Source organism: Paenibacillus sp. sgz302115 (genome assembly GCF_056120445.1).
In genome coordinates, this window is the sequence record NZ_JBVYOK010000001.1 from 459,450 (window position 1) to 484,032 (window position 24,583).

Below are 24,583 nucleotides of genomic sequence, written 5' to 3' on the forward strand. Positions count from 1 at the left end.
AAAAAAGTTCAGTGCTGCCGTTATTTTATTGCACTGTATTAACAGGGAGTGTAAAGAGGGTTGAGTGCTCATACTTTATGAAAATTAATAGTTTTTCTCAAACCAATCAAGCACTGGTTGAGCGTAAAGGGTTACCTGCTCTGGATCATGCGTCTTTTCTAATTGAGGCAATTCAGGAAACCTGCTAAGAAACTCTGCTACGCACCACCGTATTGACCAGTGTGGATTATCTGCTAATAGAATCCATCTGTCCAGTTCTATTTTCTCAGCAGCCTGCAGCAACCCAAATAAATACCAGGAGCGAACGCTGTCCAGTGATTCCATCTGGAATCGGTACCAATACTCTTCTCGTTCGGATTGATTAGCGGGTGGCCCCAAAGAATGAACTGCTATTCTTCGAAAAATAGGGTCGGGATCATCTGAATGCTTCCACAATTTGTCTCGTGTTACTCCATTGTTACGTATCGTTCTACTCAAATCAACGGCCCGTTTAATAACCCCTGTGTTATCAAAGGTTTGGTTTTCGATGTTTTGATCGCTTCTGTACCCTTGAGAGATGGCTTCAATTACTCGCTTCACATTTATACACGATGCAGAATTTGTGTCTCCTTCCAGTTTGTCTCCATAACTGGCTAATGCATTTCTTAATGTTATCAGGCTGATATACGGAAATCGGGACATCAAATGCATGCACACACCAGCAGCTAGAGTGGAAGCTGCTGAAGTTCCTGCGTAATACGATAGTCTTCCGATGTCGGGGTCCCCTTCGCAATAAGGAATGGCAATCCGCGTGCGTGGTGCGCGAATGTCCGGCCGTAAATGTCCGTCACCATTAAATCCAAAGGGTTCACTTGGATACGGAGTGTGATGTTCGCGCCCAGATCGTCCTCGGTCGTTATATCCCCCTACGGTCAAATAATCTATGGGAGGCAGAATTGTACCGATGTCGCTATTTCCATTTGCACAAACAACCAATATTCCTTTTTCGACTACTGCAGCTAAACCTTGAACTGTGGAATTATACTTTGTTCTTTCTAATAGTACTGTGTTATCTTGGGCATGCCATCCCAAACTTAATATGATTCGAATGTTGAATTCGGGTAAATTTTCAAGAATCCAGTCGACTCCATGTTTGAGACGATTGCCTTCTCCATTTTTGAAAGCACCATGTGACAAGACAACAAAATTACCCGCGGAGGCAATACCTGTATGAAAGAATCCATCAAGGGTGAATGGTTTATGTGCTAGCGTTAGCACGGTCATTAATCCATGTATGCCTTGATCTAGTGTACTAGGATTAAAACTCTCTTTAGCAATATTACAACATGTTATGGATAAATCGTCTGCCACAACTACATGTTTGAGATTCTTTGCCAGGTGACTCAGTGCTGGATGTGGCAAAATATCGTCGATGATGATTAGACCAACACCTTCTCCGGAGTTTTGGTCAGGAGGCTCGTTAAATCCTAATCTCATCCATGATGGCTCAGCGTTCAACATTTTTCCTCCCATAAATGAACTGATACAAGCCCTAATTCGGTCAAAAAAGAAGGCTACTTAGACAGTTTTACACAACCAAACTTTCAAGCTCTTGCAGCATCTTCTCTTCTATGTTAATCATTTCATGCATTTTTTTATGGATTTTACTTCGCTGATCCAGCTTATTGCCTGAGCACATGACCTTTATTATGAATTGATTGATCGCATGCCACTGCTCTCCGACATATTGATAGCTAGCCGCGATCCGCTTGAGAGCTGCTGGATTGGAATCTCCAGAAATGTAATTCAGGAATAGGCTGTATCTCACCCGGCTGATAGGGATGCTATTCGCTGCCATCAAGAAGTAAGAGCTATACTCCGCGGGGGATTCTGCCAAAATTCCCGTTTCCAGATAGGAGTTGGCGTAGACTCTGAGATGATCCGCCACTTCGGCAGGCGGCAGATCATTTGCCGGATTGAGAAGGGTATGCTGAAGAACGCTGTGCCAATTGGCAGGAGAACGCATCTCCTCACACTCTGTAAATATCGCGTAGAAATGACAGGCTTGTTCGAACTCGTCAAAATCAACGATTTCATGAGGTCTTCCATAATACGCATCCAATAATTCAATCCTGCGGTGCAAGCGGTCAAGCCCAATGGCAAGACAGGCATGGCTGGTATGCAGCCTGCGGTAGGCGACACACCATGGGCAATCGTACGAATCAAACCCAACCAACACTGGCATACCTGAAGCTAATTGGCTTTCCAGCATATCGAGCATGAAGTGGCTATCCATGAATGAATCATCCCGTGCGATATAGCTGAACTGGATTCCATGATACTCAGCGAGATATTCCCGGCTGATATGTGGAATATGCACCCGCTCAATCAGTTGTTGATCTGGAGACTGCTGATCTTCATACGATAATTGCCAGGCGTTGCCGTACATGCACTTGTTGCCTTTGCTGAGCCCTTCGGCTACAGACTGGATACTGTCATCTATGCAACTGCGAATCGTGGGGTAGGGGGTGCTTTTAACGGGCAGTATGTTCAACATAGCTCATCATCTCCTTAACTGATGAAAAATGGCTATGCAGCCAATTGCGGTAACTGGCTGGAGTCATTCCACTGTATTCGCGGAACAAACGGTAGAAATATTTCATATCCCCGATCCCGACCTCCAAGGCAATCTTCTGAATACCAAGGTCCGAGAAGAGAAGCAGAATGCAGGTGTACTTCATACGGATTTCCTGAAGCATTTGGATAAAGGATTTACCGGTCTTTAGTTTGAATAATCTCTGAAATTGCCGGGAGCTCATAGAAATATAGCGGCTGATCTCCTTCAGCGAAATTCTTTGCCGAAAATTAGTAATCATGAACAGGATCACATCGTGGAGCGGATCATTGTTTTTCCGCGAACTATCTTTGAACGGAATACAGGCAGACGGACCGATCAGGCCGAGAAGCTCAAACAGCAATGAATACATTCTTAGCTTGTTCATGGGGAAATCATCGTTACTTAATTCTTGCATACGGCTGAACAAATCTGCCAATTCCGTGTTTTGCTCCCTGTATCCGAACCAGCACTTCTGCTCCCGTAAATGAGTTATTCCGGCAAGGTCATTTTGGGAGAAGTGTTCAGACAATTCCGCAGGGACCTCGAACACTTCGGATCTCAGCATACAGTTCAGAATACGAAGCGGCTCGGAGCCGGTTAGATCCTGCGGATGGAATACATGAGACACTCCGGGTGGAATCACAAATAAATCGCCTTTTGCAACCTGTATTTTATTCTCGGCAACAAGGTGTATTCCCTCCCCCTGATAGACATAGGCAATTTCCATAAAATCATGCTGATGACGTACTGATGTGAGTGTTTCCTCAGTCAGGAGCAATTGAACCGGTGAATGGGTATCAAATAGATATTCTCCAGTAACTACCGGATAAATTTCCATAGACAAACCTCCGTTTCCTACTTCCTTATAAGAAAAATTGCGATAAGTGCTTGAAACCACCCTAGTATAACTGAATATTTTGGCGCATTCAACCATATATTTACATGTTATATTTTGATATATTCATAACATTATTTCCTAACACTTGCAGAAAGGGGTACACATATGCAGCAAAAAATAATTAAAATCATCGCCGAAATCAAGGAGGAGCCTCGGCTGCTGCAAACGCTGAACGGAGCTTCCGATCTGACAATGGATGCCGCACTGGATTCGCTGCAAATTATTAATTTTATTCTGAGAATCGAAGATGAGTTTGATATTGAGGTTGATTTCGACACCTTTGATCTGGAGCATTTGAAATCGGTTGACCGGTTTACCGAGTATGTTGCCGGACTTGCCGTACGATGAAGACCACAGTGCATTGCGGCAGCTTTGAATCGGAGCGGTTTTGGCGGGAGGAGGATCTGGCCGTATTGCCTGCAATACCCGATGCCAGCGCTATATCCATTGTTCAGGCTATGGATGAGATGCTGTTTGTTTTCTGTGGCAGTGACGATGTTCTGCTGACACGCCACGGCATGGAGAAGGCACAGTTCGATTATCTGCGTTCTCTCGGACACTCATTCAACACTAATTTGTATCCGCTGATAGGAGGTAGCGATACTTCCGGAACGCTGGACAAGCTTAATGTGTTTGAACTGCTTGACAGGCTGGAGCCGGAAGGGACTGTAGGGTCGCTAATCCCCGAAGGAGCGGTGCTTGAACCCTTTGCCGTACTTCCCGGGACACAGCACGCCGCCCGGCGCTACCAAATGTCATCCAATCTTCCTGATGAACAGACGGTTCGCAAGGTGAATACCAAAACCTACTCGATTGCGATGCGCGATAGATTAGCTCTGCCCAACGTAGGCGTTGCAGTTTCCAGCATAACCGAGATGCTGAAGACTGGGCAGCAGCTACTTACGCAGGGGCCGTTCCTGATCAAGGATGAGTACGGCGTATCCGGTAAAGGAAACCAGCTTGTGGATAATGAACGAACCTTGCGGAGAATCACCGGTTACCTTGATTCCAGCAGGAACAAGGATAAAAGAATACGCTTTGTGCTGGAGCCTTTACTTGATCGCGAATCGGATTTCTCCTGTCAATTCTACATTGATCCGGCAGGTGTGATCTCCATTCTGTCTGTGCAGCAGCTAGTGAACAATGGCTTTGCCTTTGGTGAATCCCATTCTCCGGCTCCGGGGCTGCTCGAGAAGCTGGAGCGGGAGAGCTACTGGGAACTCATGCACAAGATCGGAAAGGAACTGTATGCGGATGGCTATCATGGCGATGTCTGCGTGGATTCGATGCTGCTTCTTGATGGAACACTCGCACCTTTGGTAGAAATCAACGCCAGAAAGTCGATGAGTCTGATCAAACATCAAGTAGACCGTCTTATTAATCAAGAAGAGTTGCATTCCTGTCTTATACAAGTCCCGCTAATCCCCCAGAGCGGCGCTCTTTACGGGGATCTTCTGCAGCGATTGGAGCAGGAAGGCATTCTGTTCACCCTTGGGAGCGGGGAAGGCGTCATACCTTTATCGTCGGGAACCCTTCGTCCTGCGGGTTCCGGCAAAGGTAAGCTGTATGCTGCACTTGTCTATCCCGGCAGCGAACATAAAAATAGACTTTCGCTTAAGCTGAACGAAGCGCTGCAAAGATCAGGTTATACCATTTTGCGATAATGAAAGGAAGCAGCAGATGAAGGATACAGTGACAATTCTATGCTCTGGTTTTGGGCTTGGCTTCTATGTCCCCGGATTGCTGATTGAACGTAAACTCAAGACACTCGGTCTCCAGGCGGAGGCTGAGGTCTTTGAAACGCTTATGACTGACGGTAAAAAGAAACAGACGGATGACAGCCGCAAAGCTTATAGGGAGAGCTTTGCTGTGGCGCTGACTTCACAAAAAATACCGGGAGACATTAGAAACAGCCTTGATATGACCGCTGTCGAAACCTTATTTGCGCGCTGGCGTTCAGAGGGAAGACGGCATTTCATTGTGCTGTCCGGGCACTGGGTTCATGTTATGGATATGTACCGGAAAGCTGCCAATAGGCCAATATCTGTTGATCTGCTATATATCGACGCTGATCTTTCACCCTCCTGGAAAAATTTGCGCAAGCTGAACCCAGGCTATGCCGATGGCTACCATGAAGTTAGCCTGTATGACCGCGAGAAGCGGGAGGTGCTGTGCCGCATTTCTACGGGCCCCCTGGAACCGCTGTCTGCTCATGCAAGAAACGGCCGGTTGGTCGTTCATGGCGGGGGCTGGGGAATCGGAACGTTCCGCCAAAAGTTCAATGAACTGGAGTCGGCGGGGTACCAGCTCGATATTGCCGCTTACAGCGCCGAGGAGATCGGTGATGATATCGCCGGGAGACAGTACTATATGAACGATCCCGAGTGGCGGACTTGGCTCCGTGACGAGGACGGGAAATACACCCTTCCTCCATTTTCCAGAGTGAGCAAAAGTGAAACCAACAGCTTTCCGCTTTGTCATCACTATCACGAGGGAATGTTCGGAGTTATCCGGCAGGCTGCGGCCGTCATCAGCAAGCCCGGGGGAGGCGCTTTGATTGATTCACTGGCTTCGGGAACCCCGTTAGTGCTGCTGGAGCCGTTTGGCCCTCATGAGAAGATTAACAGTGACCTCTGGGAAGCTCTCGGCTACGGCATCCGTTTTGAGCGGTGGCAGCAAACCGGCTTCGACAGCGAAGAGCTGCGGCGGTTGTCGGACAACATTATGACTGCCAGGGAACGTTATCCTGATTATGCTGCGAGCTATGTGGAACGTCTCTATACAGCGGAAGGGAGAAGAAGCTAATGCAACCTACCAGTAAAGTAACCCTGGATACCCAATCGTTCGAGGCGCTTAAACGCACGATCAAGAATGTCGTCGTACCGCATAGACAGCGGAAGCAAGATCCCGGATTCAAGACGGTCATGCCTGAAATTATGTCATTGAAGCTGACCAACCGCTGTAATCTCCGCTGCAAGCATTGCTATCAATGGAACGAGTCCGGCTATCATCATGATATGGACAAGGCGGAGCAGAATCTGGATATGGATGTAGAAATGATCCGTGAACTTCTGGAGGAAACGGATGAGGTGCAGTCCCGCTTGTATTTATGGGGAGGGGAGCCGTTGTTTCACCGGGAAGCCAAACAAATTCTGGAGCTCTTGCAGAAGCACCCCCGGGATACAACCATTTGCACCAACGCTTACATGATTGATAAATACGAGGAGGAGCTGTGTGCGATCTCGGACAATCTGGAGCTGCTGATCCCGATCGAGGGTTTTGAGCAGGAGCATGATTGGCTGCGCGGCAAGGGCTCCTTTCAGAAAGTGCTTCAGAATGTGGACAGACTGCTGGCCTTGCGGGAGCAGGGGAAGTTCAAGGGCAGAATTTCGGTGCATAATGTGATCAACGACAATATGATCGGCAGGCTGTATGAGCTGGTAGAATTTTTTGAACAAAAGGGAGTCGATCTGGTGCTGCTGTGCTTCCCCTGGTATATCTCCCCGGAGACGAGCCTGGCTATGGACCAGTTCTACAATGACCACTTTCAGTGGCTTGCCGAGCTGGAACCGAACCACCGCAGCAGCTGGCATGCTTTCAAGTATCATATCAAGCCCGGCAATGTCGGCAGGCTGACCGAGGATCTCAAACAGATCAATGCGCATACCTGGCATAATACCCGTATCCGTTACCAGCCTGGACTGGATTTCGATGAAATTGAGGATTTCGTGGCCGGTAAGCCAATGGCCTCGCGCAGTTCGTCGAAATGCCTGGCGCTCAGCACCAGAGTGGATATTGCCCCAAATGGACAAGTGAGCGCCTGCAAATTCTTCTCAGAGCTGTCTATCGGCAATGTGAACGAGCAGTCCTTAACGGAAATATGGAACTCGCACCGCTACGACCGGCTGCGGCGGATTCTGGATGAAGGCTTGTCCCCGGCCTGCTCCAAATGCAACGTGCTGTATCTGAACACTTCTTCGGCTCTGACACACATATGAATACCGGAAGCAATAAAAGTATCTACCGGCTGGGCCTTCTTGGTTCCTCGAATATTGCTGTCCCCGCCTTGCTCGAACCGGCCCGGTATGTTGATCCTATAACCGTAGCCGCAATTGCCAACCGGACACAAGTGAAAGCTGTGAAGATGGCCGAAGCCTACCAGATCCCCTGCATTGCAGGCAGTTTCGACGAGCTCCTGGCGATGAAAGAGCTGGATGCCATATATATTGCCCTTAGCAATGAGCTGCACACGGAGTGGGCCTTAAAGGCACTCGAGGCCGGTAAGCATGTTCTGGTCGAGAAGCCGATTGCCTTAACTTCTGAAGAGGCGGAGCGCTTGAAAGCTGCTGCGGAGCGCACACCAGACCTTAGACTCGTTGAAGGTCTGATGGTGGCGCATCATCCCTGGCAGCAAGCCTTGAAGTCTATTGTAGACTCCGGGCAATACGGTCAGTTGCGCAAAATCAGGACACGCATCTCCGTACCCGCCAAAGACAGGCACTCCGGGAATTACCGCAGCAGCAAGCATAAAGGCGGGGGAGCTTTTGCCGATCTGGGCTGCTACTGGCTGCAGTTCCTGCAAGTGCTTGTTGGTCTTCAGAACACGGAGGTCTCCGCTCAGTCCGAGTTTGCCGGACCGGATGGCTGTGATTGGACCTTCCAGGCAGCGCTCCGTTATAGTAGCGGTTTGGAGGCAGAGTGTCTTACTTCTTTTGAGCTGCCTTATCGCGCTTCGCATACGCTGTATTTTGATCGGACGGTGCTGACGGTTCCGGATTTTTTCCGGGCGATCAAAGGGTTCTACAAAATCAAAATCCGCCATGACCTGCCTGAGAACCGCAGCACTCTCCATGAGTTTGCGCCAATGAATTATTATGTGAACCAGCTTGAAGCCTTTGCTGGAATGTTGGATGGACGCCGGGCGGGGGAACTTGAGCCTTCTCTGGAACGGGTAAAGCTCCAATCCAGAATTATGTCTGCGGCTGAACAAGGCTGGGTCCATCGGTGAACAAGCAGCAGCCTGCATTAAGTGCCAGAACCAATGGTACTTCATGCAGGCTGTTTTTCTGTGCAAATTAACGATCCTGTAAAGGAGGAGGCTGCTCCATCCAGTTCCGCTCATTGTTCTTTACATAAATCCCTAGTGCCTGATCAAAGGAAAGGCCCGGGTTATAGAATACGAGCATCATTGTGGCGAACCGCACACTTTTGTCAGCGCTTGGGTTCTGCAGTAGCTCACTGGCCAGCTTCCTGAAATTTTTCGGCTTGTGCTCCACAGTCTCCACCGTATCAAGCAAAGCCTTGTGACTCGGGAACAGTACCCGGTTGTACGCCAAAATAATCCGGCCGCTGAACAAGACCAGATTGCTCACCGCATGAACGAGCAGGTAGGGGTCATTCTTCTTCGCAGCTTCCCTGGCGAAATAAAATGCATGCAAATAAATCTGGGCCGTGAAATCCTGCAAATTCCGTTCACGGTTCTCCTCGGGGTAGACTGGGATTCGGGCCACCAGTTCATCCATACCGGGGATTCTGGAGAACAGCACCTCTGACCCGGTAAAAGCATACCGTGTTGGTTCATTGCCCTGTGTGGCGGCAAGCTCAAGAAAACGGAGGTCTATAACCTTCACATCTGCGTAGCCGCCTTCATAGGTGCTGACCTCGCGATCCACAAAGGACAGGGTATTGCTGTTGTAATATTCTTCATACGCTTCATCGGCTACCAACAGGTGGACATCCACATCGGAGGTGGCCCCTGCTTGTCCCTGAGCGACCGAACCGCTGGTGATGACAGCCAGGCAAGCAGGGTTCTTTTCCAGCTTCTGCACCAGCCTCTCCAGGGTTTGTTTGTGATGCTCTAACATCAGTTTCATCCTTTCTTAACTATCTTTCATAGCTTAAGGGTATCGTTTGAATCGCTCAGCGGCTATGGTCTATTCAGACAAGAACAGATTGAAGACACCTTAGGCCTGTGCTACAATATGAATGAATAAAATATTATTCATTCATTACGACTGTAATTAATAAAAGCGCCCTGAAAGGAGGACTTAAATGAAAAAAGTTACAGCATTTCTCGGCACTCCGCGAAAGCAGGCAACGTATAAGGCGGTACGCGAATTTGAGAGGTACCTAAGAAACCATGCGGAAATTGAATTTGAGTATGTCTTTTTAAAAGATTACCGGCTGGACTATTGTCTCGGCTGTAAGGTTTGTTTTGACAAGGGTGAGGAAGATTGCCCCTTAAAGGATGATCGTGATTTGCTGCTGGAGAAGATGCAGGCTTCCGATGGCGTTATTTTTGCGACTCCGGTGTATGCATTTCAAGTATCTGCACCCATGAAGAATTTACTGGACCGGCTCGCATTTGTATTTCATAGGCCGCAGTTTTTTGGCAAGACCTTTACGTCAATCGTCTCTCAAGGAATACTCGGCGGGGAGAAAATTGTGAAATACCTTGACAGCATGGGAGAATACTACGGCTTTCAAGTCGCCAAGGGCCTAGTCTTGAAGACACTGGAGCCAACAACCGAAGCTGTGCAACTAAGAAACTCCCGCGAACTGGAGAAAGCTGCAGCCAGATTTCACAAGGAGCTCATGCGTACTTCCATTCCTGTTCCTTCATTGTTCAGACTGATGCTGTTTCGTATGGCCCGGACAAACATCAAGAGTATGCTGAATCCCCAGTACCGCGATTACAGGCATTACGAGGAGAAGGGCTGGTTCGAGTCCGGCTATTATTACACTGTATCTATGGGGCCCCTCAAAAGAATTTTCGGCCGCCTGTTTGACTTCTTGGGGACACGTATGGTTAAACGCCCTTAGCAGGAGGATAGAAGAAGGGAGCCTGAGTGTATGAAGAAATTATTATTAAAGATATTTCTGGGAATCGTTGTTCTGCTGATTATAGGTGGCGCTGTTTCCTGGACCATGCTGTCCAAAGAGCACCGTGAAGCGAAGAACCTTGCTCTTGATTCGTCATATTTTGAACATCTCAAAGATGGCATTTATGTGGGGGAATACGAAGGAGGGATGTACAAGTGGAGAGCTAATTCAGTTCGAGTTACAATATCCTCTGGAAAGGTTACGGCTATTGAACTGCTACAGAACAAAGAGAACCAACCGCTTGAATTCACGAAAACATTATACGGCAGGGTAATGGCCTCACAGTCATTGCAGGTGGATACGATAAACGGCGCAACCCTCACTTCCAAGGCCTATCTCAAGTCGGTGGAGAGCGCACTGGCCAAAGCACAGACGCCTAAATAATGCATCCCCCGGATGCAGCAGCAAGGCGTCGAACTTGTCAGCGACGCCTTGCTAGGTCTTCATTTAAATTTTATTTTTTACGCTGCATTCTAAGGCTCTATCCCATAAATCAGCTTTCCCTTATGGTAGACCGTGATCCGATCGTTCGCTGTGTAGCTGGTAAGGGATGGCTTAAAGGAATAATCATCGGCCTGGTTATAATTCGCCCAATTATTTTTGTGAATGCGGAACTGGATGTCACCGGTTGTGCCGGAAGCGGCGAGAGAGCCTGCGTTTGAAGTGAAGCTGATTTCAGCATAGGTATCGGCACCGGCTGCCGGCTGGGCCATAGAAACAACCGAGGTCAGCAGTTTTTCTTTGCCAATAGCTGCGTAATCAAATTCCACGGTCTGCGCCGTACTTCCCTCACTGGTATACCAATAGCGGACTGTTAGTTCACTCAAGGGGATGGAGGCGCCCGACTCGTTCTTCAACTGCAGGCTCGCCCTGATTGAGTTGACAGCGGCTCCCGTTTCACCAACGCGATAGAGAGGAGTCACTTTGGGATTCCCTGGGTCCGGCCCACCACCAGGCTCGCCAATGGGAGTAAAAGTTACCGGTTTCATAATAGTATCCAGCATCGCCTGCTTCGGTTCATTCCAGGAGGTCCAGTCATCCAGCAGCAGACCGCCCGTATCTCCGCTGTTCGGGTTAAGACTCCAGTAGGTCCAGTATAGATTGTTCTGACCAATATATTTCACCAACGCATTTTGCCATTTTCCTTCCACCGAAAGGTTATCCACACTGCGTCCGCCAAATTCACCCACAAGAATCGGCGCAATTTGTTCTTTGCTGATATAACCCCACATACTATCCCAGAGCTCAGGCATATTGTTCGGGAAATTGGCAGCGCTGAACCAGGGCTGTGAAGCGACGCCGGGACCGTAATCATGCGGGGAATAGACCACGCGATTCGGTACCGAAAGTTCAACCGGATAGTTCCGTACCCCCGTCAGATTGCCTCCCCACCAATAACCGCTGGAGTTTCCCTGCACATTTTTTTCGATGCCTTCTACAATGATCAGCCAGTTCGGGTTCACGGCCAGAATCGCATTTCCTGCCCGCTGGCTGGCAAGCCGCCAATCTGTGTTAAGATCACCGGTGCCCCAGCTTGCCGTTCCGTGCGGCTCATTATGGAGATCTGCTCCGATGACGACCGGATTATTAGCATAACGTCCGGCGAGCATAACCCAATCGCTGATCCACCGGGATTCAGGATAGGCTGCAGTGTACCACAATGTCGATTGTCCGCCGGAATCCGGCCGGTGCCGGTCGAGGAATATCCGAATCCCGCGGGCGCCGGCTTTTTCAATCAGTTTATCCATAATTTGAATCGGCTTCAGGCCCACTAGATCCGGGTTCTTGGCATAATCAATACTGTTAGCCTGCGAGCCTGCATCAAACATTTGGTTACAGTAAGGCAAGCGAATCAGGTTGTAGCCTTCTGCTTTGATTTGGTCCAGCACATCATCCATTGAACGTGACCATAAGCCGTGCGGGGAATAATTTGAGGTTTCAAAGCCAAACCAATTGAGGCCGTTAAAAACTGCCGGGTTGCCTGCAGCATCCACAATCCGGTTGCCGGAGGTGTGATAATAGCCTTCCGCGCCGGCGGCCTTAGCCGGTTGACCGGGATAGGCGTAAGCACCCGCAAGCAGCACCAAAGCAAGCAAAACTAACCTGAGCTTCCTGAAACCAAAGATCATTCATTTTCCTCCTCTTTCTGATTTGAGAACATGAGGTCAGACTTTATAGTCTACGAACGAAAAGAAAACGTATTCATGGCAGCCAAGCTGTAATTATGGCGAAACTGAAAAATAAATTTACCCGGGTAATATTGTTTTTTATTTTTACCCGGGTATAATTAGTGAGGTATTCAGAGGAGGAGGTCAGCATGAGAAATGAACTAACGGGCTTTTACTACACGGCATTTTTGGGTGTGGAAGTCGTCGCACGTGGTTCGTTGCAGCACGTTGTTTCTGCAGTGAAGGATACTCTGGATGACAGAGACCTTACACAGCTGCTTATTTTTGACGATTCCACGGGGAAGCCAATAGATGTTGATTTTCGTGGGAAGACAGATGATGTGCTCGAACGGTTAGGAGAACAGTTTGGTGACTTTCCTGCTACGGAAGTGAATGACCAGCCTACACGGCGGGTAGGTCGACCCAAGCTGGGAGTTGTATCCGGTGAGGTTACATTATTGCCGCGACATTGGGAATGGCTCAAGAGTCAGCCTGGAGGAGCGTCCGTAACATTACGAAAACTCATTGATGAGGCTCGCCGTGCTGGAGAACAACAGAGCAGTATCCGAGAATCACAAGAAGCAACATATAACTTTATGACAGCTATGGCCGGGAACTTCCCTCAATACGAAGAAGCTTTGCGGGCACTGTATGCTGGTGATTTGGAGCGTTTTTACCACTTCATCGATGATTGGGCACCTGATATCAGAAACCATGTCAAAAGATTAGCCGCAAATGCATTCCCTGAAGAGAGCTTATGAAAGAAAGCGAAGATTCACAAATTAATTGAAGGAGAACATGATCATGAATATTTTGAAAGTTAACGGTGTTGAGTTGGCCTATGATAGTTTCGGTAACGAAAATGACGAGGCTATTATCCTAATCGCCGGGCTTGGAACCCAGATGATCCGGTGGACGGTTCCGTTTTGCGAAATATTGGCAGCGCGGGGCTTTCGGGTGATCCGCTTTGACAATCGCGATGTAGGTTGCTCGACACACTTTAGCCATTATCGGACGCTGGATTTTGACGCACTAGCGACTGCTCTCATGTCGGGACAGCGACCCGACATCCCTTACACTCTCGATGACATGGCAGGCGACGCCATCGGACTGCTCGACGCCCTTTCCATTGACCGGGCACATTTCGTAGGCAGATCAATGGGCGGAATGATCGCCCAGATTGCAGCTAGTAGGTACCCTGAACGGGTGTTATCCCTCACCTCCATTATGTCTAGTTCCGGTAATCCCGCCCTTCCGCAAGCTTCCCAGGAAGTCATGGCGATGATGACTAAACCGGCGCCGAACCCCTTTGAGGATGAAGCAGGATTTTTGGCGCACAGCCTCTCTTTTGCCAAGCGCATCGCTGGCACCGGCTTTCCGTTTGAAGAAGACGCTTATCGTGCGCTCATTCTGGAAGAAGTTCAGAGAGCCTACGATCCAGGCAGTGTCGGACGACAAATTGCCGCGATCGCTGTCTCCGGTGACCGTCGTCCGCGGCTGGCAACCATAAAAGTACCAGCTCTTGTCATTCATGGGATGGATGATCCCCTATTCGTCCCGGCATGTGGCGAGGACACGGCTTCTGCCATCCCGGGCGCCGAGCTAATGTTGGTTGAGGGCATGGGACACGACCTGCCGCACCAACTTTACAAAGTAATCGCTGATGGCATAGAGCGAACGGCTCGCCGCAATTGACACGCGCTTCCTGAATAGAGCAGCCAGCCGGAGTCCCGTGGTGCCAGAGACTCCATTTGAACGTATATGTGGAGATGGTCGAAAAAAAATTGCCCCACAGCCATTTTACCGGCTTGTGGGGCATCTCATCTTTAGATAAATAAATTATGGCCGGAATGCTCGGCTTGACCGAGATAATAACCTACGCCTCCGAGGCCGACACCGTCAATAAGCTCTTCATGGCGGATGCCCATGAGATCCATGGACATTTGGCAGGCGACAATCTCAACACCTTGGTCGATAGCTGATTGGATTAATGCCTCTAATGATAAAACATTCTTGCTCTTCATCAGTGAACGGATCATCTGCGAGCCCATACCCAGCATGTGCATATTGGACAGCTTGAGCTTCCGGCTGCCCCGGGGCATCATCGCGCCGAACATTTTACCCATGAAGTTCTTGTCCACGGCTACCTTCTCATGCTTGCGGATAATATTCAGTCCCCAGAAGGTGAAGAACATCGTTACTTTCTTGCCGCTGGAGGCAGCTCCGTTAGCAATGATGAATGAGGCAATCGCCTTATCCAGGTCCCCGCTGAAAACAACCATCGTACTGCCGCTATGAGCTTGAGACTCTAGGGAGTTTGCCGGTTTATCCTCCACCGGGATGCCTTTGCATAAGTAAGCTTCGATCATACCATTAGGCAGCTTGGCCAGCTTCATCAGCCGATTACCGGACATTTGCGCCCAAGCCTTAATATCTTCAAAGAAACCGGGATCGGAGGCAGTTACCTTCAAGATCTGTCCGTCCTGCAGACGGTCCATGCTCTGTCTTACCTGAATGAGCGGTCCCGGGCAGCACAGTCCGCAAGCGTCCAGAACATCATCGGGTGTTAATTCTGATAGAGAGCCGGACGGTTCTTTAACTGGTTCAGATGGCGCAGGCGGGGCGGTCAGATCATCTTTTTTGGCGGGAACAGGATTACTCATTAGATAAGTTTTGTAGCCGCCGGTCAGGTTCTTCACCCGCAAGCCATGCTGCTGCAGTATCCGGGATGCCGTATAACCCCGCAAGCCAACCTGGCAGTAGACCCAGATCTCCTTGCTTGGATCAAGCTCGGCCAGACGTTCACGCAGATCGTCCACGGGAATGTTGATGGAGCCTTCAATGTGGCCATTCGCATGCTCCAGCTCCGAGCGCACATCCACCAGGATGGTGTCGTCCTTGTCACGCTGCTTGAGATCTGCCGGAACAAAAACCTCGGTCAACCCTGACAATACGTTCTCCGCAGTATAACCCGCCATATTGACAGGGTCCTTCGCGGATGAGTAGGGTGGGGCGTAAGACAGCTCAAGTTCGGTCAAATCTGTAACTGTGCCTCTGAAGCGGATCACTGTCGCAATATCATCAATCCGTTTATCCACTCCGTCATAGCCGACAGCCTGGGCTCCGAGCACCGTTCCTTGTTTATCGAAGAGCAGTTTCAGGGACAAGGGAGTAGCGCCCGGATAATAAGAGGCATGAGAATTAGGGTGAACATGGATAACATGATAGGGAATATTCAGACGCTGCAGCGTTTTTTCGTTGTTGCCGGTAGCAGCTCCGGTCAGGCCGAACACTTTAATGATGGATGTTCCTTGTGAGCCTTTGTAGGTTGTTCCCAGTCCGCATACATTGTCCGCAGCAATCCGGCCTTGTTTGTTCGCCGGGCCGGCCAGTGGAATAGCAGTTTTGCTGCCATTGACGAAATCTACGACTTCCACGGCGTCACCAACCGCAAACACATTCTCCAGATTGGTCTCCATGCGTTCATTGACTAAGATATGCCCTCGGGGACCGAACTCCAATCCGCTGTCCTTCAGGAAGGAGGTGTCCGGTGATACCCCGATAGCCATCAAAACCATATCACTCTGAACCGTAGCGCCGCTCGATAGACTAACCTCAATTTGGGTTCCTTTGTCTGCGAATCCTTGCACCAGATCAGAGAGAATAAGGTTCACCCCGTGATCCTCAAGCTCCTTGGCCAGCACTGAAGCCATCTCAGTATCAAAGGGAGCCATGATCTGCGGACCTGCTTCGATCAGCGTTACTTCAAGACCCGAATCTCTGAGATTCTCCGCCATTTCTACCCCGATAAAGCCGCCCCCGATGACAACAACCGAGCGTGTAGCTTCTTCAGTAATCTTGGCTTTGATCCGGTCCGTGTCAGGTATATTCCGCAGCGTGTGAATTTTGGAACTTTCAATACCCGGCAGAGCAGGGCGGATAGGCTTAGCACCCGGGGATAAAATAAGCGCATCATAGCTCTCCTCGTACACGCCTTTGTCCTTGCTCTGAACACGGACCGTCTTGTTCTCAGCATCAATCGAGAGGACTTCGCTCTGAATCCGCACATCAATGTTAAAGCGTCTATTCATCGCCTCAGGAGTCTGAACGAGCAGCTTGGAACGGTCCTGGATGGAACCCCCGATATAGTAGGGCAGACCACAGTTGGCAAAAGAAATATAAGGATCACGCTCAAACATCACAATATGTGCCTCTTCGTCCAATCTGCGCAGCCGGGCTGCGGCCGAAGCGCCTCCCGCAACTCCGCCGACAATCAGTACTTTTTTACTCATAATCATCTGTTCCTCCCAAAAATAATTGAATTAGCTGTTTGACTTTCTCATTCTTGACCGAATAATTCACCTCAAGGCCGTTTCGTTCGGTCTCAACTATGCCCGCAGCTCTGAGCTTCTGAAGATGCTGGGAAACCGTTGATTGCGGAAGCTCCAGGCATTCCTGCATAAAACTTACGTTGCAGCTTCCTTTTTTCAGCAGGCCTTTAACGATGCATAATCGAACGGGATGAGCCAGAACTTTTAAGATATCAGCCGTTTCGTTATAGGTTTTGAAATTATTGTCCATAGAGCGTAACACCTCATTTCGCCTTTATTGAATCCTAATATCGCAATATTACGATATAAGGATATTGAAATCAAACTCCTGCACTTAAATCATGATCTCTTGACAGCGGATTTCAAACTGGCTACGATCATATTATACCCATAGGGGTATGTGTAATCAACATTTTTTTGATTTGAATATGAAAGGAGGGCTTTAGGTGTTAATTGTTATAATGCTGCTTGTTATATGTGCCTTATGGTTCATACGTTATCTTTGGCCTGTAAATGGTCTGGCCTTCATTGATATACTATAGAACCTGTTCTTATCGTGTCCGATAGCCTGTATAAAAGCAAAAAGGCTGCGCGGCTACTGAAGAAACGAGGCTTTAACCGGCTTTATGCGCTTCGTGGACTGCCCTGTTCATAATTTTTGCTAAATAAAATCCAAAATGTGTCGATAATAATTATAAATATTCACATTTAGGAGATGCCTTATGGATAATTTGACTGCACTAGTATTGGCCGCACCTTTTTTTAAGCAGATTCATTCCCAGGATATTATGATTGGAATTACGGATAAGGAAATCTTTCATTATTACGCACCCAGCAAGGTGCTCGACTTCGGGCTGACCAAAGGAAGTCCCATTCCGCCGGATGATCCGTCGCTCGGGAATGCCCTTGCAGGACGCGCAACGACAAATCGCCTGTCGCCTGAATTATATGGGTCCACTGTGATTTCCTCCGCAGTGCCGATTCTCGATGGGGAAGGGGAAGTCATCGGCGCATTTGCGATTGCCTATACCTTGGAGAACGAAGACAAGATGGAGCATTTGACCGAGAGCATTAACCTGATCAGCGGCCAATTGGTCGATATGGTCCAGAACGTGGCTGCCCAGTCTGAAGAGCTGTCGGCTACCACGGCACAAATCCTGGAGAATTCACGAAAGACAGTAGAAGAGTCCACGCAGGTAAGCAAAGTGGCCGGCTTCATCCGTGAGATTTCCGAGCAGACGAACTTGCTTGGCCTGAATGCGGCTATTGAAGCGGCCCGCGTCGGTGAGCAGGGGGCAGGCTTCGGTGTAGTGGCAGCAGAGGTCCGCAAGCTGTCGGTCAATACGAAGGAAGCGACCAAGTCCATTGAAGAATCGCTAAGCCTCGTTCAGCGTTCCATTCAACTGATGGAGAAGGAAATCGAAGCCATTGCCGCTTCCTCTCATGAACAGGCCGAGCTTGTCACCGAGTTCAGCGATGTTATTGAACGTCTGAATGAGACCAGCAGCGAGATGACGCGTTTCATTTCATCCATTATTCAATAGAGCCTTCCATAACGTACCTGTAAGCCAACCCCCGGGATGATTTCTTTCCGGGGGTTGGCTTATAATGAATAGAGCGACTTACGTTTTGGGAGGAGATCAAATGAGAAATGGGCTGCAAGAGATCATAAGGGCAACGGATAGCTTGCGGGAAGGCGAGCTCAAGCCGTATCTCCGATTCATACTGGCGCAGATCCGGCTGCTGAAGGAACAGGAAGTGCCGGCTGAAGCGCCGGTAGCCGAACTGATTGAGCTGTACGATGAGCTTATTGGGCTGCAGGAAAAAAGAAATCGCTGGGACCCGGTGCCGCACTGCACTCATGTTCATCTCGTATACGGCGACTCCTTTGCAGGCAGCCTGAAACAGGCACTTCTTGGTCTTGGCTGGGAAGAGACACATAAGCTGATAGTTTTCAGAGAAAACTATTCCATCGGCCCGCTCCTGGAGCTGGACTCTCCTGAAGGCAGACAAGCACGGAGTACCTGGTTCCGTGATAATATCGCCGGTGCTGTGGAAGCTTACTCTGAATTTGAAGAAGAATATAATGAGCTTCAAGGCAGGATAGAGTGCATACCGCAACAGGCAGAGGTTGTTATATGGACGAGCAATAATGCCACTGAGCAGACGGCCATGCGGCACATGCTCCATCTGCTGCATGGCACAAGCAATGTGCTTGCAGTATATGATGCTTGTGCTGTAGCCCAGGAGCTGTACAATCGGCCGGATGCCTCTATAGAGTATCGGTACTCAGGGGAGATTCCGGCAGACAAGCTCTGCGATGCGCTTTTACATATGGATGGGAGCGGGAGACTGGATAATGCCCTAGTCCAGCAATTGCAGCGGGAGTGGCAAGCCATCACCGGGCGGGCCGGAGTACTGCGAATCTGGCGTGACGGTGCTGTGGTCCAGGTACCTGCCGATTATTTTGATAATTATTTGCTGGACAATCTGGATAAGCTTAAGCCACCTGCCGGCGATAACGGCTTTCTCAAATCAGCCCGGCTGATCGGAGAGGCCATTGCCTACTGTGAGCAATATATCGGTGATGCTTACTTTGAATACCGGCTTAGACAGATGATCTATGACGGAATCCTCGAAATAAAAGGCGTGCCGGCGGCTATGAGATTTTACAGTGTCAGACGCAGAAAAGATATGGCGAAATAACTTCTATCTTAATACGATCTTAATGCAATCTTAATGCTACGGCCAAAGTTGTAACACTATGCTGATTTTTCACGTGATATACTAGCGCTAAAATTCAGAAAGGGGGGGATATTCCTGCTTCATCGGACTTCAGACATACCTGCGGAGAAAAAAAGCGGACGGCTTAAAATATTTTTCGGCTATGCGGCGGGTGTCGGCAAAACCTGCGCCATGCTGAATGCCGCACAGGAGGAGCAAAAGAACGGGAGCGATGTGGTCGCAGGTTTTATCGAGTCCCATGAAAGGCCGGAAACGGCAGTTCTTACAGAGGGACTGGAGCAAATTCCGCCACTGGAAATCCCCCTTAACGGTGCTGTTATCCAAGAATTTGATCTGGATCGTGCGATTCGCCGGAGACCGGAGCTGATCTTGTTGGATGATCTCGCCCACTCTAATGCTAACGGCAGACGGCACAAAAAAAGATATCAGGATATTGAGGAGCTTCTCCGGGCAGGAATTCACGTATATACTACTGTTAATGTTCAGCATATTGAAAGCTTGAATGATGTTGTCGCCGCCATTACCGGCAGCTCTGTGCATGAACGCATTCCTGACAGCGTATTCGAAAGCGCCGAGCAGATTGAGCTGGTCGATATTGAACCTGATGATTTGATGGAGCGCTTGAACAAAGGGAAGATTTATCAGGATGAACCGGCTCAGAACGAGCATGTGCATTTGTTCAGCAAAGAAAAACTGATCGCCCTGCGTGAGATCGCGCTGCGTTACACGGCGAAGCAGTTGAACCGGATCGCGCTGCAAATCAGTGCAGAGGAGCAAAATAACGAGTACTATACGAAAGACCATATCTTAGTGTGCCTGTCTTCGGCTGCAACCAACAAAAAGGTTATCCGCACTGCTGCGAGAATGGCCGATGCGTTCCACGGGAATTTCACAGCACTCTATGTGGAAACACCGGAGAACAAGCATCTGACCCAAAAAAACAAGACAGAGCTAAGGGCGAACCTTAGGCTGGCCGAGCAGCTTGGAGCACAGCTTGCAACGGTGTACGGGGAGGATATCCCGGGGCAGATTGCTGAATACGCCAGAACCAGCCGGGTTTCAAAAATCGTTATGGGACGTTCCCATAACAACAAAAAAAGATGGTTTGCCAAACCAAATGTCGTGGATCGGCTGACCGCCTCTTCGCCGAATATTGATTTTTATATCATCCCTGACACTCAGCCATCCTTCTACAAATGGTTCCCCCAGTATAGAAAATCCCCAAATTTCTCATTGGTGGACACAGTCAACACCGTGGGAATATTGGCTGGCTGCACCTTGATCGGACTCTGGTTCCAATTTCTGGGTTTTCGGGAAGCGAACATTATCACGGTGTATATTCTGGGTGTTCTGCTGAGTGCTATTATTACCAAGGGCAGGATATATAGCGCGATAACTTCGGTATTAAGCGTGCTTGTCTTCAATTATTTTTTTACTGAGCCTTACTATTCACTGACCGCCTATGATCCGGGTTATCCGGTAACCTTTTTGGTTATGCTGTCAGCTTCCTTCATCTCAAGTACTCTGACCATGCGTGTAAAAGAACAGGCCCGTCAATCCGCGCAAAAGGCCTATCGCACTGAGGTGCTATTAGAAACGAGCCGTAAGCTGCAGCAGGCGAAAGACACACCTGCAATCATTAACGAAACGGCGCATCAAATGGTGAAGCTGCTAGACAGAACAGTTATTTTTTATCCGGTTGGGGAGAATTCCTTGGCTGAGCCGCTCATTTATGCAAAAGAAGAATCGGCTGTTGATCCGCTGATTTATACGGAAGATAATGAGCGTGCGGTTGCTGACTGGGTATACAAGAACAACAAGCGCGCCGGAGCGACTACGGACACCTTCTCAGCGGCCAGTTGCCTGTACCACGCGGTACGGGGAGGCGATTCTGTTTTTGCGGTAGCGGCCATTGTTATGGAGCAGGAGGACCCTTTGGGGATTTTTGAGAAAAGCCTCATGTTTGCTATGCTGGGAGAGTGTGCGCTGGCGCTGGAGAAGGAACACCTGAACGAGAAGCAAAAAGAAATATCCATGCAGATTCAACAGGAGCAGCTTCGCGCCAACCTGCTTCGGGGCATTTCCCATGATTTACGTACCCCGCTGACCAGCATCTCCGGCAATGCGGGAATTCTCATCGGAAACTCCAAAGTGCTGAGTGAGGAGCAGAAGCAAGGGCTGTACACGGATATTTATGATGAGTCCATGTGGCTCAATAATCTGGTTGAGAACCTGCTGTCGATAACCCGTATTGATAACGGCACATTAAATTTGAATTTACAGCCGGAGCTGCTCGAGGAGGTCATTGCGGAAGCGCTGCTTCACATCAACCGCGACAGTAAGGACCATCATATTAAGTCTGTGGCGAATGACGAGCTGATCATGGCAAAAATGGACTCCCGGCTCATCGTTCAGGTGCTCATCAATATTGTGGACAATGCAATAAAATATACGCAATATGGCTCGCATATCACGGTCTCGGCGCGGCGTGAAGAGGATCTAGTGGTTGTGCTTGTGGCCGATGACGGACCCGGTGTCTCTGATGAGGCCAAGGCGAAACTGTTCGATATGTTCTATACGGCTGACAATATCCGTGGGGATGGCCGGAGAGGCTTAGGTCTCGGGCTTGCTTTGTGCAAATCCATCATTATTGCCCACGGCGGCACTATTGAGGTACATGATAATTTCCCGCAAGGTACAGTATTCCGCTTTACCCTGCAGGCTGAAGAGGTGAGTGTGCATGAATAAGCCTTTGATCCTTGTTGTAGAGGATGACAAACCGATCCGCAAGCTGATTACTACCACCCTGGAGACACAGGGCTATAAATATCACACGGCTGAAACGGGGGCTGCTTCGATTCTGGAGGCAGCCTCCAGACAGCCGGACATTATGATTCTGGATTTGGGGCTTCCCGATATGGACGGCGTGGATATCATTACCAAAGTCCGGTCTTGGTCGAATATCCCAATTATTGTAGTCAGCGCACGCAGTGAGGACCGGGATAAAATTGATGCGCTGGATGCAGGTGCGGACGATTATCTGACCAAGCCCTTCAGCGTGGAAGAGCTGCTGGCCAGGCTAAGGGTGACCTTGCGGCGCATCCGTAATGACACGGATAAGCTGCAGAAGGATGCCTCCATATTTACCAATGACAGCCTGAAAATTGATTATGCAGCAGGCTGCGTATGGCTGGATGCCGAAGAGATTCATCTGACTCCCATTGAGTATAAGCTGTTATGCCTGCTTGCAAAAAATGTAGGCAAGGTGCTGACGCATAATTATATCCTGCATGAAATCTGGGGCACGCATACCTATGACATTCCGGCGCTGCGTGTTTTTATGGCAACCTTAAGAAAAAAAATAGAAAAAACGCCTTCGCAGCCAAAGTACATCCAGACGCATATTGGCGTGGGGTATCGGATGCTTCAGGTGTAGAAACTTTTTCAGCTCAAAGCAGCGGAGAGGACGGACTGATTGTGGAAAAGCGGCAGCGGTCGCCTTTGTCCCCGGATTTTCACCGCTAAGGAGAATAAATAAAATCTGGGGACAACAGCGACCCAAACAACGGTCCGTTCGCGGAGCGTCCACAACAAACGCTCATGTTGATCCTGCGCAAAAAACGAGGGGTTGTCCCCAACGGACATGGAATATTATGTTATAATCAATTAATCTGGATTATGGAGGAGCTTGTATGACAATAGGATCACAAGACGATATTGATGGCCTGAAGGAAATTGGCAGAATCGTCGCGATGACTATAAAAGAAATGAAAAGTCACGCGCGCGCCGGAATTACGACCAGGGAATTAGATGAAATTGGAGGAGAGTTTCTGAAAAGACATGGGGCTGTGCCAGCACCTAAAGCAACCTACAATTTCCCTGGTAACACCTGTATTAGTATTAACCACGAAGTTGCCCACGGAATACCGGGCAATCGGATCATTCAACCGGGTGATTTAGTAAACATTGATGTTTCGGCTGAATTGGGCGGCTATTATGCGGACTCGGGACATTCTTTTCCGATAGCTCCATACGAGCCGTCATTAATGCGTTTGTGCCAATACACACACGACACGATGATGAAAGTAATCTCTTCGCTTAAAGCTGGTGTGAAATTGAACGAAGTCGGAAGGATCATTGAAAGCGAGGCTGAAAAAGGCGGCTATACTGTCATTGAGAATCTGTGCAGCCACGGTGTCGGGAAATCTCTGCATGAGGCCCCAAGCGAGATTCTACCCGTATATAACAAGCACGATAAACGGAGATTGAAAGAGGGGATGGTCATTACAATCGAGCCCTTTTTATCTACAGGGGCAAGGTATGCCGATGAGCAAGGGGACGGATGGACGTTATGTGTACCGGACAACAGCTTTGTGGCACAGCATGAGCACACCATTATCATTACAAAGGATCAGCCGATTATCTTGACTGCAGTATAGCGCAACAAATGAAGAATCCGTGCTAACGGAGCATGTAAGCTCAATAAAACAGCGACAGTCCAGGACTTTATTTTCTCGTCCTTGGCTGTCGCTGTTTCAGTTTCCAGGTCTTTATGCAATCTTTATCCGCTCATAGAAACCCTAACCCTTAACTAATGGCGGGAGTGATACGCTATACCCGTAAACCAAGAATAAGGGAGAGGGAGTCTTTTGTATGAATGAAATTTTGAAAAATACCGGTCTTGTATCGCTCATGCTGGTGCTGCTGTATAGCATTAAAAAAATATTCGACTATTTCGATTTGCATAGCACTGACAGCTATGAGGATGAGAACGTCAGTAAAGCGGCTGAAGAATTTGTCCGGGACATCTCCCGCAAGGGCAAGTAGAAACGGCTACGCCGTCCATAAAAGGACGGTATCCGTTTCAGCGAGAAATATAAGGATAATTTATAGTGTGAAACATATAAATTCTTATATTTTGAAAAAGCTGATTTATGAGAATGTTTCTAGCGCATCTTAATGC

The 24,583-nt window shown here is 48.9% G+C and carries 22 protein-coding genes; 15 read left to right on the top strand and 7 right to left on the bottom strand.

Translation table 11 applies throughout. The features are described from left to right. Positions 1 to 84: 84 nt before the first annotated feature. The 3 genes from AC0LWN_RS02060 to AC0LWN_RS02070 form a co-directional block, all read right to left on the bottom strand. Positions 85 to 1,500: a S8 family serine peptidase gene (locus AC0LWN_RS02060; protein WP_474662980.1), complete on the bottom strand. Its 1,416-nt coding sequence runs from the start codon at positions 1,498 to 1,500 to the stop codon at positions 85 to 87. Positions 1,501 to 1,567: 67 nt separating this feature from the next. Beyond that, entirely contained in the window at positions 1,568 to 2,536 is a 969-nt protein-coding gene (locus tag AC0LWN_RS02065; protein ID WP_474662981.1) for a cysteine peptidase family C39 domain-containing protein, read from the bottom strand. Further along, positions 2,514 to 3,434: an AraC family transcriptional regulator gene (locus tag AC0LWN_RS02070; protein ID WP_474662982.1), complete on the bottom strand. Its 921-nt coding sequence runs from the start codon at positions 3,432 to 3,434 to the stop codon at positions 2,514 to 2,516. Before AC0LWN_RS02070 ends, AC0LWN_RS02065 begins: the two co-directional genes overlap by 23 nt. A gap of 165 nt (positions 3,435 to 3,599) precedes the next feature. Here AC0LWN_RS02070 and AC0LWN_RS02075 point away from each other — a divergent pair, with 165 nt between their 5' ends. The 5 genes from AC0LWN_RS02075 to AC0LWN_RS02095 are packed head-to-tail and all read left to right on the top strand — an operon-like array spanning position 3,600 to position 8,502. Then, positions 3,600 to 3,842 carry an acyl carrier protein gene (locus AC0LWN_RS02075; protein ID WP_474662983.1) on the top strand — a complete coding sequence of 81 codons (243 nt, stop codon included), beginning with the start codon at positions 3,600 to 3,602 and terminating at the stop codon, positions 3,840 to 3,842. Then, a complete protein-coding gene (locus tag AC0LWN_RS02080; RefSeq protein WP_474662984.1) occupies positions 3,839 to 5,158 on the top strand; it encodes an ATP-grasp domain-containing protein in 1,320 nt (439 codons plus the stop codon). The genes AC0LWN_RS02075 and AC0LWN_RS02080 overlap by 4 nt, the downstream gene beginning before the upstream one ends. Before the next feature lie 16 nt (positions 5,159 to 5,174). After that, positions 5,175 to 6,299, top strand: a complete 1,125-nt coding sequence (locus tag AC0LWN_RS02085; protein WP_474662985.1) for a glycosyltransferase family protein — start codon at positions 5,175 to 5,177, stop codon at positions 6,297 to 6,299. Next, the gene (locus AC0LWN_RS02090; RefSeq protein ID WP_474662986.1) at positions 6,299 to 7,492 is read left to right on the top strand and encodes a radical SAM protein; all 1,194 of its coding nucleotides are present in this window, start codon (positions 6,299 to 6,301) and stop codon (positions 7,490 to 7,492) included. The genes AC0LWN_RS02085 and AC0LWN_RS02090 overlap by 1 nt, the downstream gene beginning before the upstream one ends. Then, positions 7,489 to 8,502 carry a Gfo/Idh/MocA family protein gene (locus AC0LWN_RS02095; RefSeq protein WP_474662987.1) on the top strand — a complete coding sequence of 338 codons (1,014 nt, stop codon included), beginning with the start codon at positions 7,489 to 7,491 and terminating at the stop codon, positions 8,500 to 8,502. Before AC0LWN_RS02090 ends, AC0LWN_RS02095 begins: the two co-directional genes overlap by 4 nt. A 67-nt stretch (positions 8,503 to 8,569) precedes the next feature. Here AC0LWN_RS02095 and AC0LWN_RS02100 read toward each other — a convergent pair whose 3' ends face one another. Next, positions 8,570 to 9,358, bottom strand: coding sequence for a hypothetical protein (locus AC0LWN_RS02100; protein ID WP_474662988.1), 789 nt, complete (start codon positions 9,356 to 9,358; stop codon positions 8,570 to 8,572). A gap of 187 nt (positions 9,359 to 9,545) precedes the next feature. Between AC0LWN_RS02100 and AC0LWN_RS02105 the strand changes: the two genes are divergently transcribed. After that, positions 9,546 to 10,316 carry a flavodoxin family protein gene (locus tag AC0LWN_RS02105; RefSeq protein WP_474662989.1) on the top strand — a complete coding sequence of 257 codons (771 nt, stop codon included), beginning with the start codon at positions 9,546 to 9,548 and terminating at the stop codon, positions 10,314 to 10,316. Between the two features lie 30 nt (positions 10,317 to 10,346). Next, on the top strand, positions 10,347 to 10,760 hold the full coding sequence (locus AC0LWN_RS02110) for an FMN-binding protein (RefSeq protein ID WP_474662990.1): 414 nt from the start codon (positions 10,347 to 10,349) through the stop codon (positions 10,758 to 10,760). A gap of 89 nt (positions 10,761 to 10,849) precedes the next feature. Here AC0LWN_RS02110 and AC0LWN_RS02115 read toward each other — a convergent pair whose 3' ends face one another. Beyond that, positions 10,850 to 12,505: a cellulase family glycosylhydrolase gene (locus tag AC0LWN_RS02115; protein ID WP_474662991.1), complete on the bottom strand. Its 1,656-nt coding sequence runs from the start codon at positions 12,503 to 12,505 to the stop codon at positions 10,850 to 10,852. Between the two features lie 188 nt (positions 12,506 to 12,693). Here AC0LWN_RS02115 and AC0LWN_RS02120 point away from each other — a divergent pair, with 188 nt between their 5' ends. Both AC0LWN_RS02120 and AC0LWN_RS02125 read left to right on the top strand, forming a co-directional pair. Continuing rightward, a complete protein-coding gene (locus AC0LWN_RS02120; RefSeq protein ID WP_474662992.1) occupies positions 12,694 to 13,305 on the top strand; it encodes a DUF2239 family protein in 612 nt (203 codons plus the stop codon). A gap of 43 nt (positions 13,306 to 13,348) precedes the next feature. Then, positions 13,349 to 14,239 (top strand): alpha/beta fold hydrolase, encoded by an 891-nt coding sequence (locus AC0LWN_RS02125; protein WP_474662993.1) that lies wholly within the window; start codon positions 13,349 to 13,351, stop codon positions 14,237 to 14,239. A 131-nt stretch (positions 14,240 to 14,370) separates the two neighbouring features. Here AC0LWN_RS02125 and AC0LWN_RS02130 read toward each other — a convergent pair whose 3' ends face one another. Together AC0LWN_RS02130 and AC0LWN_RS02135 are read right to left on the bottom strand one after the other, a co-directional pair. Next, positions 14,371 to 16,836, bottom strand: a complete 2,466-nt coding sequence (locus tag AC0LWN_RS02130) for an FAD-dependent oxidoreductase (RefSeq protein ID WP_474662994.1) — start codon at positions 16,834 to 16,836, stop codon at positions 14,371 to 14,373. Continuing rightward, positions 16,829 to 17,125, bottom strand: a complete 297-nt coding sequence (locus tag AC0LWN_RS02135; RefSeq protein WP_474662995.1) for an ArsR/SmtB family transcription factor — start codon at positions 17,123 to 17,125, stop codon at positions 16,829 to 16,831. Before AC0LWN_RS02135 ends, AC0LWN_RS02130 begins: the two co-directional genes overlap by 8 nt. 472 nt (positions 17,126 to 17,597) lie before the next feature. On the opposite strand from AC0LWN_RS02135, the gene AC0LWN_RS02140 reads away from it, so the two are divergent. The 6 genes from AC0LWN_RS02140 to AC0LWN_RS02165 all read left to right on the top strand — a co-directional run bounded on the left by AC0LWN_RS02140 (position 17,598) and on the right by AC0LWN_RS02165 (position 24,447). Further along, positions 17,598 to 18,419 (top strand): methyl-accepting chemotaxis protein, encoded by an 822-nt coding sequence (locus AC0LWN_RS02140; protein ID WP_474662996.1) that lies wholly within the window; start codon positions 17,598 to 17,600, stop codon positions 18,417 to 18,419. Between the two features lie 100 nt (positions 18,420 to 18,519). Further along, positions 18,520 to 19,581, top strand: a complete 1,062-nt coding sequence (locus tag AC0LWN_RS02145) for a DUF1835 domain-containing protein (protein ID WP_474662997.1) — start codon at positions 18,520 to 18,522, stop codon at positions 19,579 to 19,581. Between the two features lie 135 nt (positions 19,582 to 19,716). Continuing rightward, positions 19,717 to 22,368, top strand: coding sequence for a DUF4118 domain-containing protein (locus AC0LWN_RS02150; protein ID WP_474663557.1), 2,652 nt, complete (start codon positions 19,717 to 19,719; stop codon positions 22,366 to 22,368). Beyond that, positions 22,361 to 23,056 (top strand): response regulator, encoded by a 696-nt coding sequence (locus AC0LWN_RS02155; protein ID WP_474662998.1) that lies wholly within the window; start codon positions 22,361 to 22,363, stop codon positions 23,054 to 23,056. Before AC0LWN_RS02150 ends, AC0LWN_RS02155 begins: the two co-directional genes overlap by 8 nt. Before the next feature lie 256 nt (positions 23,057 to 23,312). Next, on the top strand, positions 23,313 to 24,059 hold the full coding sequence (gene map / locus AC0LWN_RS02160) for a type I methionyl aminopeptidase (RefSeq protein ID WP_474662999.1): 747 nt from the start codon (positions 23,313 to 23,315) through the stop codon (positions 24,057 to 24,059). Positions 24,060 to 24,273: 214 nt separating this feature from the next. Continuing rightward, positions 24,274 to 24,447, top strand: coding sequence for a hypothetical protein (locus AC0LWN_RS02165; RefSeq protein WP_474663000.1), 174 nt, complete (start codon positions 24,274 to 24,276; stop codon positions 24,445 to 24,447). Positions 24,448 to 24,583: the final 136 nt, after the last annotated feature.